The 15,123-nt window shown below is 43.0% G+C and carries 13 protein-coding genes; 11 read left to right on the forward strand and 2 right to left on the reverse strand.

The window, feature by feature from the left end; genetic code table 11:
- The first annotated feature begins 7 nt into the window (after window positions 1-7).
- From NQ488_01640 to NQ488_01680, 9 genes are all read left to right on the forward strand, one after another.
- Window positions 8-220 carry a ferrous iron transport protein A gene (locus NQ488_01640; GenBank protein UWN97078.1) on the forward strand — a complete coding sequence of 71 codons (213 nt, stop codon included), beginning with the start codon at window positions 8-10 and terminating at the stop codon, window positions 218-220.
- 16 nt (window positions 221-236) lie between these two features.
- Window positions 237-458, forward strand: coding sequence for a ferrous iron transport protein A (locus tag NQ488_01645; GenBank protein UWN96040.1), 222 nt, complete (start codon window positions 237-239; stop codon window positions 456-458).
- A gap of 83 nt (window positions 459-541) precedes the next feature.
- Window positions 542-3,010, forward strand: a complete 2,469-nt coding sequence (locus tag NQ488_01650) for a ferrous iron transporter B (protein ID UWN96041.1) — start codon at window positions 542-544, stop codon at window positions 3,008-3,010.
- Between the two features lie 31 nt (window positions 3,011-3,041).
- Window positions 3,042-3,185 carry a FeoB-associated Cys-rich membrane protein gene (locus NQ488_01655; GenBank protein UWN96042.1) on the forward strand — a complete coding sequence of 48 codons (144 nt, stop codon included), beginning with the start codon at window positions 3,042-3,044 and terminating at the stop codon, window positions 3,183-3,185.
- A gap of 93 nt (window positions 3,186-3,278) precedes the next feature.
- Window positions 3,279-3,740, forward strand: coding sequence for a transcriptional repressor (locus NQ488_01660; GenBank protein ID UWN96043.1), 462 nt, complete (start codon window positions 3,279-3,281; stop codon window positions 3,738-3,740).
- Window positions 3,741-3,950: 210 nt separating this feature from the next.
- Window positions 3,951-5,972, forward strand: coding sequence for a hypothetical protein (locus NQ488_01665; protein UWN96044.1), 2,022 nt, complete (start codon window positions 3,951-3,953; stop codon window positions 5,970-5,972).
- A gap of 215 nt (window positions 5,973-6,187) precedes the next feature.
- Window positions 6,188-6,655, forward strand: a complete 468-nt coding sequence (locus NQ488_01670; GenBank protein UWN96045.1) for a MarR family transcriptional regulator — start codon at window positions 6,188-6,190, stop codon at window positions 6,653-6,655.
- Window positions 6,656-6,698: 43 nt separating this feature from the next.
- A complete protein-coding gene (locus tag NQ488_01675; protein ID UWN96046.1) occupies window positions 6,699-8,063 on the forward strand; it encodes an MATE family efflux transporter in 1,365 nt (454 codons plus the stop codon).
- Window positions 8,064-8,112: 49 nt separating this feature from the next.
- Window positions 8,113-9,582, forward strand: a complete 1,470-nt coding sequence (locus NQ488_01680) for a PLP-dependent aminotransferase family protein (protein UWN96047.1) — start codon at window positions 8,113-8,115, stop codon at window positions 9,580-9,582.
- Between the two features lie 129 nt (window positions 9,583-9,711).
- On the opposite strand, the gene NQ488_01685 is transcribed toward NQ488_01680, so the two are convergent.
- Together NQ488_01685 and NQ488_01690 are read right to left on the reverse strand one after the other, a co-directional pair.
- Window positions 9,712-11,829 carry a methyl-accepting chemotaxis protein gene (locus NQ488_01685; protein UWN96048.1) on the reverse strand — a complete coding sequence of 706 codons (2,118 nt, stop codon included), beginning with the start codon at window positions 11,827-11,829 and terminating at the stop codon, window positions 9,712-9,714.
- Window positions 11,830-11,871: 42 nt separating this feature from the next.
- Window positions 11,872-12,738, reverse strand: coding sequence for an alpha/beta hydrolase (locus tag NQ488_01690; protein UWN96049.1), 867 nt, complete (start codon window positions 12,736-12,738; stop codon window positions 11,872-11,874).
- 221 nt (window positions 12,739-12,959) lie between these two features.
- Here NQ488_01690 and NQ488_01695 point away from each other — a divergent pair, with 221 nt between their 5' ends.
- Together NQ488_01695 and potA are read left to right on the forward strand one after the other, a co-directional pair.
- Complete coding sequence (locus NQ488_01695) at window positions 12,960-13,418, forward strand: ferritin-like domain-containing protein (GenBank protein UWN96050.1); 459 nt, start codon at window positions 12,960-12,962, stop codon at window positions 13,416-13,418.
- A gap of 257 nt (window positions 13,419-13,675) precedes the next feature.
- Window positions 13,676-15,118 carry a polyamine ABC transporter ATP-binding protein gene (gene potA, locus NQ488_01700; protein UWN96051.1) on the forward strand — a complete coding sequence of 481 codons (1,443 nt, stop codon included), beginning with the start codon at window positions 13,676-13,678 and terminating at the stop codon, window positions 15,116-15,118.
- Window positions 15,119-15,123: the final 5 nt, after the last annotated feature.

The following is a 15,123-nucleotide window of genomic DNA, read 5'->3' on the forward strand; positions in this document are numbered from 1 at the left end:
GAACATGATGATGCCCCTTACAATGGCTAACGAAGGTGAAGCTAATGTAATCAAGAGAATCGGCGGCAAGGAAGAGGTAAGATTATTCCTTGAGAAGCTCGGATTTGTTGTTGGCGGTACTGTTACAGTTGTATCCACGAATGACGGAAACATGATAGTGAATGTCAAAGATTCACGTGTTGCCATCGGTAAGGATATGGCTAACAAGATCATGGTCTAGACAGGAAGGAAAGATTATGAAGAAGCTGAATGAGATTCCGGTCGGACAGACAGTAGTTGTTAAGAAGATTACTGGTGAAGGTCCGGTCAAGAGAAGAATCATGGACATGGGAATCACAAAAGGTATCGAGATTTATGTAAGAAAAGTTGCACCTCTTGGTGATCCTATTGAGATTACAGTTCGCGGATATGAGCTGTCATTAAGAAAAGCTGACGCTACGATGATTGAAGTAGAGTAACAGCATTTTTTTTAAACTACAGGTTAGATTGGACTAATTAAATTAAGGCAAGCCCAACTTAAGGGCAGCGGAAAGGAATCAAGATGTCAATCAAAATTGCACTTGCAGGTAATCCTAACTGCGGTAAAACGACATTATTCAATGCACTGACAGGTTCTAATCAGTTCGTAGGTAACTGGCCTGGTGTTACAGTAGAAAAGAAGGAAGGTAAGCTCAAGGGACATAAGGATGTAACAATCACTGACTTACCCGGTATTTACTCACTTTCACCATATACTCTGGAGGAAGTGGTAGCAAGAAATTATCTTATAAATGAAAAGCCGGATGCAATAATTAATATTGTTGATGGTACTAATATTGAGAGAAACCTCTATCTTTCAACACAGATTATGGAACTTGGTATTCCTGTTATCATGGCTGTTAATATGACAGACCTTCTTGCTAAGAATGGAATTGAGCTTAATACTGCAAAGCTCTCAGAGAATCTCGGCTGTGAGGTTGTTGAGATATCAGCGCTTAAGGGAACAGGTATCAGGGAAGCTGCAGAAAAGGCTGTAAAGCTTGCAGAATCTAAGAAAGCTAATAAGATTGTACATAAATTTGACAGCAAGGCTGAGGCAGCTATCGAGGCTGTTGAAGCTAAGTTTGGTTCAGATGTTGCATCAGAGCAGAAGCGATTCTTCGCAATAAAGCTTCTTGAAAGCGATAACAAGATTAATCAGTTACTTACTAATGTACCTGATGTAAAGGCTGAGATTAACCAGCTTGAGAGTGACTTTGATGATGATGCAGAGAGTATCATTACTAATGAAAGATATACATACATTTCATCAATTATTGATGAGTGTGTTAAGAAGGCAAAGAGCAAGGATAAGTTAACAACATCAGATAAGATTGATAAGATTGTTACAAACAGAATTCTTGCACTTCCTATATTCGCAGTTGTAATGTTCCTTGTATATTACATTGCGATGGTAACTGTAGGTTCAGCCGCTACTGACTGGGCTAATGACGGACTCTTCGGCGATGGCTTCCATCTGTTTGGAATCGGTACTGCTGCTTATGAAGAAGTAGCTGATGAGTATGGCGATTCAGATGAGATTATTGCAGCATATGTAGAGAGCCTTGGAGACAGCGGTGAAGCAATTGCTGACGCTATTGACACAGAGGCTGATGATTATGATTCAGAAGCTGCTGTAAAGGCACTTACAACTCTCGAAGCTACTGTTAAGCCATCAACAACTGTTGATTACACAGTAGAAGACGAGGAGACACTTGAGACAACAGATGAGACAGCAGATGCAGCTGCCATTAAGGAAGCTATAGAACTTGCTATCGAGAATGGCGGTGCAGCTCCGGATCCTGCTGATTACGGTGTATGGGTTCCGGGTCTTCCTGTTCTTATCGGGGATGGACTTGATGCAATCGGATGTGCAGAATGGCTTGAAGGTCTTATTCTTGATGGTATCGTAGCCGGTGTTGGTGCAGTACTTGGTTTCGTACCTCAGATGTTAGTACTGTTCTTATTACTTGCAATCCTTGAGGCTTGCGGTTACATGGCGCGTATCGCATTCATTATGGATAGAATCTTCAGAAGATTCGGTCTTTCGGGTAAGTCATTCATCCCAATCCTTATCGGTACAGGATGTGGTGTTCCGGGTATCATGGCATCACGTACAATCGAGAACGAGAGAGACCGTCGTATGACGATTATGACAACAACATTTATCCCATGTGGTGCCAAGACACCATTCATCGCAATGATTGCAGGTGCTATCTTCGGTGGCTCGGCATGGGTTGCTACATCAGCTTACTTCATTGGTATGGCTGCAATTATTGTATCAGGTATCATTTTAAAGAAGACAAAGTTATTCATGGGAGATCCGGCACCATTCGTAATGGAGCTTCCTGCATATCATATTCCAACTGTTGGTAACGTACTCAGAAGCATGTGGGAGCGTGGCTGGTCATTCATCAAGAAGGCCGGAACAATCATTCTTCTTTCTACAATTATTGTATGGTTCACAACATACTTCGGATTTACAGATGAGGGCTTCCGTATGTTAGCTGAGGATGAGATTGACATGAGCATCCTTGCTAAGATTGGTGGAGCAGTTGCATGGATATTCACACCGCTTGGATGGGGTAACTGGCAGGCAGCCGTTGCATCAATTACAGGTCTTGTGGCTAAGGAAAATATCGTTGGTACAATGGGTATACTGTACGGCGGTGGAGACCTTTCACCATATGCAGCACTCGCACTTGCATTCTCTAAGCTGGCAGGTTTCTCATTCCTTACATTCAATCTTCTGTGCGCACCTTGCTTCGCTGCTATCGGTGCTATCAAGAGAGAGATGAACAGTGCTAAGTGGACATGGACAGCAATCGGTTACCAGTGTGGATTTGCATATGTCGTATCACTTTGTATTTATAATATCGGCATGCTTGTAACAGGCGGCGGATTCAGTTTTTGGACAATAGTTGCATTCTTACTTGTAGCAGGATTTATATATCTGTTATTCAGACCTGCCAGAAAGGGTGCACAGGCATAATTAAAGCGTAGGCTTTAGATTGGAGGCTGTTATGACTATAGGAACAATAGGTGTTTTAGCGGGACTTATAGCTGTTGTTGGCGTAATATTAGCCGGCATGATTTCAGACAGGAAGAAGGGTAAGTCATCATGTACAGGTAACTGCAGCAGCTGCGGCGGACACTGCAGCCACTGATAATGCCGGGAGTATTTTGGAGCATACACACAGAGGCGCTGTACAAAAGACGCACGGTTAATCTGTAGCTGTTATGCAGAAATGAGGAGTCACATGAAGAATAACCAGACACAGACGGAATGTCAGAATTATCACCGCACGCAGATGCAGAGGCAGATGGTAATAGACAGACTCAGAGAGAGAGGCTGCAGGATTACCAAGCAAAGGCTTCAGCTTCTTGACATAATCCTTGAGGAAGAATGCGCCTGCTGTAAGGAGATATATATTAAGGCTGCATCTGTAGACAACAGGATTGGTCTTGCTACAGTATACAGAATGATTAATCTTCTTGAAGAGATTGGAGCAATCAGCCGTAAGAACATGTATAAGATTGCATGTGAAAAGGGTGGAAGCTGTGACCGTGAGAATGTCTGTATGCTGGAGTTTGATGATGACACAAGCTGTGGGCTGTCAGCCAAGCAGTGGAACGAAGTCCTTGCAGAGGGCTTAAGAAGATGCGGTTACCTTAACGGTAAGCATATCAGAAATGTATCGGTATTTCAGTGTGAATGCTGATTATGCCGTGCCGTAAGGCAGGCAGCAGGCGTATAATGATAATGCGCCGGAATTGAATAATTGTACAGTAGAATGGGATATATTGAGTTAATAATCAGTATGTCCTATTCTTTTGATTATGGTAGTATTATAGTATGAAGCAACTGTATAAATAATGTAAGGTAAATGAGGCATAATTTTAATTTTTGTGATGAACAGGAGGAGGCGCTTATGTACCTTTTAAAAGAAGACTTCATGGAGTTCCCTATTGGAGATTTTCCATACGATAGGAATCATTCGGCAATGGGAGAATATCATTATATTAATTACCCGGGCTACAGGGGCAGGTGGCATGATCCGGTATGCAACCATACGTATAATGGACAGGGAGCATCGTGGACAATCACTGAGTATGACGGCAGACATTACATGGAGCAGCAGAGAATACGCAATGATAAGCCACACAGAACATTTCCGATGCTTACAAGTGGCGACAGATTCTGGAAGGACTACGAGCTTGAGGTGAAGCTCAGAATGTTCACAACTAAGTGGGGGAATGCAGGAATAGGCTTCTGCTGTCAGAATTCCGCCAATCTGCTTGTGCTTGTATTTGAAGAGGGCGAATTAAGACTTGAGTACAGACATAAGGAACAGGTAGAGATTATTGAGCGTGCTGCATTTGCATACAACTGCGATGACTATTATGTGATGAAAGCATCCATAAGCGGCGACCATGTGATATGCAGTGTCAACGGCAAGGCATATTTTGACGTACATACGGAATATGCATTACAGGGTGGCAAAGCGGCAATCACGGCAACGATACCGACGCAGTTTGAATATGTCAATGTTACTGTGACTGATGAGACGGCAGCACAGATTGACGCCGCAAGGAAAGCATACAGCGACTTGTGTGCGGAAGAACAGCAGAAGTACCCTAAGATGAAGCTGCTGAAGAAGATAGACTTAAGGAATTTTGGAACCGGCAGGCAGGTACGTTTTGGACATCTTCTCGGTAACGGTGAATATCAGATAGTTCTTGCCCAGTGCCAGAAGAGAGTTAACAGGGATGCGTACGGCACGATAAGCTGCCTCACGGCAATTGATCTTGACGGCAATGTCCTGTGGCGTTATGGTGAGCCGACTTCCAACACGGAGATAGGAACAATATCTGCAGATATGCCTATGCAGATTTACGATATAGACGGAGACGGATATGACGAGGTCATAACAGCCAAGAACTTTGAGATCTTTATACTTGACGGAAGAAACGGAAAGGTAAAGAAACATGCCAAAGCACCATATTCAACGGCAGAAGAAGACGGCACGATAATAGGTGTTCCTGATAAGATATATGCATTTGACAGAATTAATCCTGACGGAATAAGAATATGCAATTTCAGGGGACTTGATAAACCGCGGGATATCCTTATAAAGGACCGTTACTGCAGAGTGTATGCGCTTAATGATGACCTTGAGGTTATGTGGCATTATCAGAGCGATAAGAATACGGGACATTTTCCATTTGCAATAGATATTAACGGAGACGGACATGACGAGCTGCTTGTAGGTTATAATATGCTTGACTGCAATGGTAACAGGATATGGACGATGCCTGTAAAGGAAGACCATATCGACGAGATTGTTCCGGGAATGTTCGTGTCAGGACCTCACAAAGGGAAAAAGTATTTTGCGTGTGTTGCCGGCAAGGAAGGCTTCCTGATAAGCGACTGGGAAGGCAATCTCCTCAAAAAAGACGGAATAGGACATGCCCAGAGAGTCAGCACTGGTAACTACTGCCCTGACAAACCGGGGTACGAGATGGTTGTTGTTAACTTCTGGGGACATCAGGGAATAATATATTTTTATGACAGCGAGGGTAATCCGGTATGGGAGATGGAGAACGAGCTTAACGGCAACCTGCTTACACCGGTCAACTGGATTGGCAATGGCCGGGACTTCATTCTCCTTAATGCAGATGTAGAAAAGGGCGGTCTTATAGACGGCAACGGAGTACAGGTGGTTAAGTTCCCTGATGACGGACATCCGACGCTGTGTGCAGAGGCAATCAATATGTACGGTGATGCAAGGGATGAGATTGTTACATGGGATTACAATTCAATGTACATCTACACGCAGGATGATTCACCTGAGTTGAATGTATACGAACCGGTCAAATATCCGGATTATAATGCTTCTAACTATAGGGGCGAATATTCTTATCCTAAGGGATTCATGAAGGAACTTGGATAAGGAAGACCTGACAGTTAAGGCTGCACTGGAGCAGATGAGAGTCTGTTCCAATGCAGCTTTTTTGCATGAGAAATTTATCTTAGATACATTGAATTAATTGGTTGACAAGTCAACTAATTAAGGCTATTATATTCATGTTCTAATGATATATAGGCCATGACATGGCAGACATTGCAGCGAATAAGCAATAAATTTCACAGAGGTAATTCAGACACATGAATCAATACCGACAGAATGAAAAGGATGTCCCAAACTGCTTCAGCATAGGCAAGCTTGTGTCTGTGCTTCACAGGAGAGCGCAGGCATTTTATACAAGATATCTTAAGGAGTATGATATTTCACTTGCTGAATATCCGGTGCTTTTTATGCTGAGTACGCATGACGGCGTTACGCAGGATGAGATTGCGTGGGATCAGGGGATGGACAAGGCAGCGGTGGCGCGAGTCATAAAGTCACTGGAAGCCAAAGGAATGGTGACGAGGCGCAAGGATTCTTCTGACAGAAGATGCAATTATGTATTCCTTACAGAAAAGGGGCGCAGTACGCACGAACCGATATCGAAAGCCAAGGCATATTGGAATTCGGTAATAACAGAAGGTATGACAAAAGAAGAAAGTGACAGCCTTGCAAGGCTTCTTAAGGCAGCACTTGATAATGTATATGGGCATGAAGACGGAGAGTAGTGTGAAAAATCAGCTCTTTGTGCCTGCGGAATGGAGGATTGCTATGAATAATGAAATATCAACTAAGAACCCGCTTGGAGAAAATCCGGTTAATTCACTTTTGTATCAGTTTGCGGTTCCGAGTATAATTGCAATGCTTGTGAGTTCGCTTTATAACATAGTAGACCAGTTTTTTATTGGAAGAAGTGTGGGCGCACTCGGCAATGCGGCAACGAATATATCATTTCCGCTTTCAATATCATGTGTGGCGATTGCACTTTTGTTTGGTATAGGAGGTGCGTCTGCATTTAACATTGCAATGGGAATGGGTGAGAAAGAAAATGCGGTCAATTATCTTGCTAATTCGGCAGCCATGCTGTTCCTTGGCGGTGTGGCACTTACGGCTGTTACTCTGATATTTCTTGAGCCGCTGCTTAAGTTCTTTGGCTCGCCGGATAATGTTCTGGAATATGCCAAGGTGTACACAAGGATAGTTGCATTGGGATTTCCATTTCTTATATTCACATCAGGCGGAGGTCATCTTATAAGGGCTGACGGCAGACCGAAGATAAGCATGGTATGTAATCTCGCCGGAGCGCTTATTAATACGGTGCTTGATGCGCTGTTTGTATTTGTCCTGAATATGGGAATGGCAGGGGCTGCGTATGCCACGATTATCGGACAGATAGTGTCAGGACTGATGGCGGCGTGGTATCTTGCACATTGCAGGACGATTAAGATTAAGAAAGAAAATCTGCGTGTGCGCTGGAAATATATTTCAAGAGTGATGTCACTTGGAACTGCGCCGTGTGCTAATCAGCTTGCGATGATGGTTGTGCAGATTGTAATGAACAAATCACTCAAATACTACGGTTCGCTTTCAGTATACGGCGAATCCATACCAATCGCATGTGCGGGGATTATAACCAAGGTAAATCAGGTATTTATGTCATTTATAATAGGTATATCGCAGGGACTCCAGCCTATCACAAGCTTTAATTACGGAGCAGGCAGATATGGCAGGGTGAGGTCAGCATACCGTTCAGCAGTTGCATGCGGAGCGGTTCTTGCAGTGATAGCATTTATTCTGTTCCAGACGATACCGCATCAGATAATATCACTGTTCGGAACGGGTTCGGAAGAGTATTACAGATTTGCAGAGAATTATTTCCATATATTCCTGTTCTTTACATTTATCAACTTCATGCAGCCTATAAGCTCTAATTTCTTTACATCAATAGGCAAACCGGTAAAAGGAACATTCCTGTCGCTTACAAGGCAGATAATATTCCTTCTTCCGCTGCTTATTATAATTCCGCTGTTCATGGGAATAGACGGAATTATGTATTCGGGACCTGTTGCCGACGGGCTTGCAGGAGTTATCTCAATAGTAATGGTGTGTCTGGAATTCAGGAAGATGCCGGCCTGATGAATTGTTTAAAGCAAATAATTTATAGATGTAGTTTGGAGAATGAATAATGCTTACATATGTATTTGATGAATCTGGAGTACCACTTTATGAGCAGGCATACAGATGTATTAAAAATGATATTATCAGCGGAAATCTGCGCTCCGGAGAGAAGCTCCCGTCCAAGAGAACATTTGCGGATAATAACGGCATTAGCACCATCACGATTCAGAATGCTTATGACCAGCTTATAAGCGAAGGGTATGTATACACAATCCCAAAGAAGGGCTATTACGTTGCGGATATCGGTGCGCTGGCAAGAGGAATGGCAGCCGGTACAGGTGAACTGATAAATAATACATCACGAAGCACGTCCCGGAATACATTTCAGAATTCGGAAGCTAAAACACCGGATATCAGGATGCCAAAGCGTGATACCGGTTACCGCATAGATCTGTCGAGTAACAGAATGGGGGCTGACAGCTTTCCGTTTACTGTGTGGGCAAAGCTTTCAAGAGAGACGATATCGGCAAGGAGCAGGGAGCTTATGAAGGTGCCGCCAACATGCGGAATACATGAGCTTCGTGCTGCTATTGCGGCACATCTGCGGTCATTCCGCGGAATGGTTGTAGACCCGGATCAGATTATCGTAGGTGCCGGAACGGAGTATCTGTACGGACTTCTTGTGCAGCTTCTCGGAGCCGATAAGGGGTATTGTATAGAGAATCCCGGATACAAGAAGCTTGCAAAGATATATAAGCAGTACAATATCGAATGCAGATATGCGAGCATGGATGATAAGGGAATTACGGTTGAGGAGCTTACCAAGACAGGCGCTGACATAGCACATATATGTCCTAATCATCATTTCCCTACGGGGATTACAATGCCTGCCAGCAGGAGATATGAGATACTTGCCTGGGCTAATGATAAAAACGGACGTTATATAATAGAAGATGATTATGACAGCGAATTCAGGACGAATGGAAGACCTCTGCCAACGCTGTTCAGCATTGATGCCTGTGAAAAGGTAATCTACATGAATACATTTTCCAAGTCACTTACTCCGACAATCCGAATCAGTTATATGATACTTCCGCCTCATCTTGCCAATCGTTTCTACAGTGAGCTGTCTTTCTACGCCTGTACGGTCTCAACCTTTGAGCAGTATACACTTGCGGCATTTATAAGCAGAGGATATTTTGAAAAGCATATTAACAGAATGAGGCTTTATTACAGCAGACAGCGCAAACGACTGCTTGACAGCCTCCAGAATAGCCGCCTTAGCAGGATATGCAGTGTGAATGAAAATGAATCCGGGCTGCATTTCCTTATAAGACTTAACACAGCCATGCCGGAGCAGGAGATTGCACGCCGGCTGAAGAAGGCAGGCATACACCTCCAGTCCCTGTCGGAATACTTTCTGGTGCCGGATAAGAGTAAGGAGTACTATTACATTATAAGCTACTCGGATGTTGATGTGGACGACGTGCAGGAGGCATTTGATGAGATATACAGGTGTGTGGAGGAAGCGGATTAGCTGCAATAGGAGATTAGAAGGAGCTTAGACTGAAAAACAGCCTGCGTTTTGGGGGAACGTGATGTCCGCCCGGACAGCAGGCTGTTATTGTGTTTGTCATTATTCTTAGTAAAAATATCAGAAGCCTGATTACTGCACTCCGGCATTCTCCTGTGTGGCAAGCTTCTTCTCAACATATGAACGGATGTACTCATTATCATCAGGCATCTGGCATCCGATAATATATACACCATCATTGTTGGAACAACGGATTATGCGGCCGTCAAGCTCAGCATGGTCAGGCATGTCGAAGTTATGAATTGTAACTGCAATATCCTTACCTTTGCAACCGGCGAAGAATGCATCCTTGGCGAGAAGGGCAAAGCCGTTGGCACTGAGATTATCAAGCCTTCCGGTGAAGGTCTCGCCTGTGTCCTTAATCTTGATTGTGCAGATGTTGGAAATATCAATTCTCGGATACTTACGACGGTTAATAATATGTGGAGCAGAACTGATATGTATCGTATATGTTCCGCCGGTACGGTCTGAAACAATCTCAGCTGCATCCCAGCAATAGAGGACATTGCCTACGGTAACCTGCGCTGAACATTCAGCCTTAGCGTTAAGTGTAAGCTGCTCATCAAGAGTTATCTTAAGTGTGTCATCATCACGGCTTACAAGACTTCCGTGATATTCAGATGAAGCATCTGAGCCGGAACTCTTTGTATTAACGAGAATCTTCATTCCCGGCTGTACATCGCCGATTCCCATAAAGCCGCCTATTCCGAGCTCACACATAAGACCCTGGATAACATTCTCAATATTATTAATGTTACCGGCACTCTCGTCATACTTACTTACCATACGCTTGCTGATATCATCAGAATCGTTAATGCAGTTAGTCATTGTATCGACAATCTCAGATACATGCTGCATATTCTCAACAAGCTGGCCGTTGGAGGCCTCCACACCCTTGATCGCCGTATCAATAACCTGGATATGTTCACCAAGCTTTGAGGAGTCAGCAGTAATCTTGCGGACATTGTCGCCTGTCTGGGTGACTTTCTCAAGTGTAATCTGGATAAGTTTAAGCGTCTCTTCAATGGATCCGGTCATCTTGGCGGATATCTCATCAAGCCTTGTAAGGGCTTCCTGAATCTGGCCGGACGAATCCTTAGTCTCTGTACTGAGTGTTCGTATCTGCTCAGCTACAACGGCGAATCCACGGCCTGCTTCACCGGCACGTGCAGCCTCAATTGATGCATTAAGGGCAAGAAGATTAGTCTGGCTTGAGATGCTGTCGATAGTTCCCGTCTCCTGCTTAACCTTTTCAAATTCAGATGTAAATTCAGTAAGTACAGTCTCCACTTCGCTGGAAAGCCTGGACATTGTATTGGCAGTGCTGACAAGGCTCTCAAGGTCTGACGAACTTGTCCCGGCATGTTCGATAGATTCATTGGTAAGCGATACCATCTCATTAATCATGGTTACAACATTCTCAACCTGGGAATTAATATCAGTTGTCATATCCATTGAAGATGACGTACGGTCCTGCAGCTTTGAATTATTATCGGTAAGCTCGTTCATTCCGAGGAGAACGATATCAGAGCCGTGCTTATTCTCAGTCGCAAGCTCACGTACTACAGTGATTCCGTCCATGATTGTGTTACTTGCAGTCTTAACCTTCTCAACTGTTGTGATAACTCGGTTAAGATCTGCCTTGATGCTGTCTGTGAGGGCACCGTCTGATTCATTAAGGTGCTTTATTGACATTACATAACAGATGTAGCAGAGCACAATACATGATACCTGTAACTGATAATTCTTCATATCCGTGGCAGAATTGAATCCAAGTATAAGCCCCCTGTATATGGCACCTCCAATTATGCATAATGTATTGGCAATCCCGCAATGTATCATGAACTTACGGTCTTTATATAATACAAGAAGACTCGTAACAGGGAGAATATATGTAAATGCAATCGGTGACTCAGTAGTACACAGAACAAATGTATAAAATATTCCGTATCCGATTACTATATCACGTCTGTAAATGTCGGTTGCCTTGCCTTTTACCTTAAGAAGGACTTCTCCCGCAAAAAAAGGAATCCAGCATAGAAGAACAAATATCAGGTAATAATTGGCGGGATACAGTCCGCCGGCTGCATCGGAACCGTAATTGGCTGTGAGCAGAAGTGCAAATACAAGCCATATCCTCCGGGCTTTTATATTGGCTTTTGCTTTGAAAACATTCTCATCGTAGTTCATATGAATCACTCCTCTTGTCTTAGTAATGACTGAAAAATTCGGTCATTGAATGTATAACTTCAAAACTCTCATCCATAAAAGGTTCAAATACGCTGAATGCATGAGTAAGCTTTTGTTTTTTGGATAATTATCAAGTTTGTGTCTGATGCCGCCTTTTGTAAGGGCTTTTTCATAATCAAGAGTGTACTTCTGGAGATAGTCATTATGACTTGTAACCATATAGCACGGTGGCAGAGTCTTAATGATGTCATTATTCCCAGGGTTAACATAAGGTGCAAATCTGTTCTTCTTATAACCGCGGCCATACAGATAGTTAGGAAGAAACAGACCAATCTTATCAAATCTGTCAGTATAGAACATGCCGCTTATAAATCCGATTGCATTGAACTTAATTCCGGAAGGACGTACATGTGCGGCTCTTGCAATGTCACGTGAACCGTTGACGGCTGTTGCATATGTAAGAAGACAGGCACCGCCGCTGTCTGCGGAAGCATATATATGCTTACTGTCTCCGTTATCGGATTCGATTCTTGCGCTGATATAGTCAAATGCACGTTCAACGTCATCAAGCTGATTAAAAAAATTGCAGTCAGGAATAAGACGGTATTCAATGCTGTACACAATGTATCCCAATGCGGCAATATTAGCACAGAAACATCTGTTGAATTCCTTGCTGCCAAGCAGCAGTCCGCCGCCATGAATATTAATCATGACAGGAAGCACATCGTTATCTCTTCCGGCCGGGCGGTATATGTCAAGCCTGTGAGCACTGATGCCATCATTAATATACGGAATATCGGATTTGACTGTAATTCCGTCAGGCAGGGTGAGATTACGGTCACGCTCGATGCATGATCTGGCAAAATCATCACGCTGTTTGTAAAATATTTTTGTTATAAACTGGCTCATATGGACCTCTTTTTATAAGTGTAAATATGAAATATGCAAAAAATAGTACCCTTGCCCTATATAGTCTAATATTAGAATATTTTGTCGACGTTTTCAAGCAATATATATTTTTTTTAACAACAAAATAAACAATTAAATAAATGTATGTAAACGGATTTTTAGGTAATAATACCATAGTAAATAAAATAAACACATGCATGTATGGCAGAAAGGAATCGGACATGGTATTACAGGAAAAGGAACGTACGGTTATTCAGGATCTTCAGACACAGGAGCAGTGCTGCATTGAGAAGTACGGCAAGTATGCGCAGCAGGCAAAGGACCCGGAGCTGAAGGCACTGTTTCTGGAGCTTCAGGGCAAGGAACAGGAGCATTATGATTCACTTACACAGGTGCTTAACGGCAACGTGCCTGAGTGTGACTGCAATGATACAGCCGGAAGGGATTATCTTCCAAAGGCAGCATATACAGAAGATGATAATTCTGAGGATAAGAAAAATGATGCATTTCTTGCAACTGACTGCATAGCAACGGAAAAGCTTGTGTCAGGCGAATATAATACGGATGTGTTTGCATTCGGACAAAGCGGCGTTCGTAAGCTTCTTGCAGACATACAGATTGAGGAGCAGAATCACGCAGAGATGCTTTACAAATATAAGACAGTCAATAAGATGTCATAATATAGTAATCAGAGAGAAATCAGGCATCAATAAACAGATTCTGCTTATTGATGCCTGATTTTTTGGACGAATTTATATTTTATATGGGGGTTACAGAAACAGAAAGCGGCAGGGGCAATACATTGCAGAAGCAGGCGAAAAAGCAATATAAAAAGTATGCGTAATTTGTTGATATTTCTATTGATTTGTGTACACGTTTTTGATATTAATTAATAAGTACGGTTTTGATAAAAAAATGTGTTTAGCGGGAGGCGGCAATGGCAGATAAATCGCAGAATATTATAGAGCTTAAGCATATAAGCAAGATATATGATGATAATGGATTTAAGGCGGTGGATGATTTTAATCTTGAGGTGAAGAGAGGAGAGTTCGTGACATTTCTCGGGCCGTCAGGATGCGGTAAGACGACAACGCTCAGAATGATAGCAGGCTTTGAACTTCCATCAGACGGTGAGATTCTTCTGAATGGCGAGGATATATCGAAGCTTCCTGCCAACAAAAGACCTATTAATACGGTTTTCCAGAGATATGCGTTGTTTCCTCATATGAATATATATGACAATATCGCATTCGGACTTAAGCTTAAGAAGCTGCCTAAGGACGAGATACGAAAGAAGGTAAGACATGTCCTTGATATGGTTGACCTTGAAGGCTTTGAGAACCGAAAGATATCAACACTTTCCGGCGGACAGCAGCAGCGGATTGCGATTGCAAGGGCGCTTGTCAATGAGCCGGAGATTCTTATGCTTGATGAGCCTCTTGGAGCGCTTGACCTTAAGATGCGTCAGGAGATGCAGCTTGAGCTTAAGAATATGCATGACCAGCTCGGAATTACATTTATATATGTAACACATGACCAGGAAGAGGCACTTACGATGTCTGATAAGATTGTTGTAATGTCTGAGGGAATAATACAGCAGGTAGGTACACCGGAGGATATATATAATGAGCCGCAGAATGCATTTGTTGCGGACTTTATCGGCGAGAGTAACATTTTCAAGGGAATCATGACAAGTGATATGAAGGTAAGATTCTGTGGCGGAGAGTTCAAGGGCATGGATGATGTGCCTGAGGGAACGCTCGTTGATGTTGTTGTAAGACCTGAGGATGTTATAATCACGAAGCCTGAGGACGGAACTGTTGCCGGAGAGATTACTTCTGTGATATTCAAGGGTATGCACTATGAGGTTACCGTTGAGTCAGGAAAATATGAGATAGTTATAAGAACTACGAAGTGCTACTCGGCAGGTGAAAAGATAGGCATGTGCCTTGAGCCTGACGGAATACATGTAATGATAGCCGAGGATCACACAACAAGCTTTGAAACCATTATAAACAGCGATTATACGCTGAACTTTAATGATAAGCTTATAAGCTGTGATATAACAAAGATAATTCCTAAGACCTCGATGAAGGAGGGCATCCTTACTGACGAGAACGGCGAGACCGTGGATGTGTCGAATCTAAGGGTAATAGTGTCAATACAGCCGTATGATATTGAGATGAGTGATGATGCCGATGCGGGACTTGTATCCGGCAGGATTATCGACCTTATTTACAAGGGCGACCACTACAGCTATGTTGTAAGGACTGAGTACGGACATGACCTTATTGTTGATGACGAATATCTCTGGAATATGGGCGACCAGGTAGGACTTATAATGCCTGAGGATAAGATGAAGTTCCAGCTTAAGAAGTAGATAAA

Origin of the sequence: [Bacteroides] pectinophilus, from assembly GCA_025146925.1 — a bacterium.
In the GTDB taxonomy this organism is placed as follows: Bacteria; Bacillota; Clostridia; order Lachnospirales; family Lachnospiraceae; genus Bacteroides_F; species Bacteroides_F pectinophilus.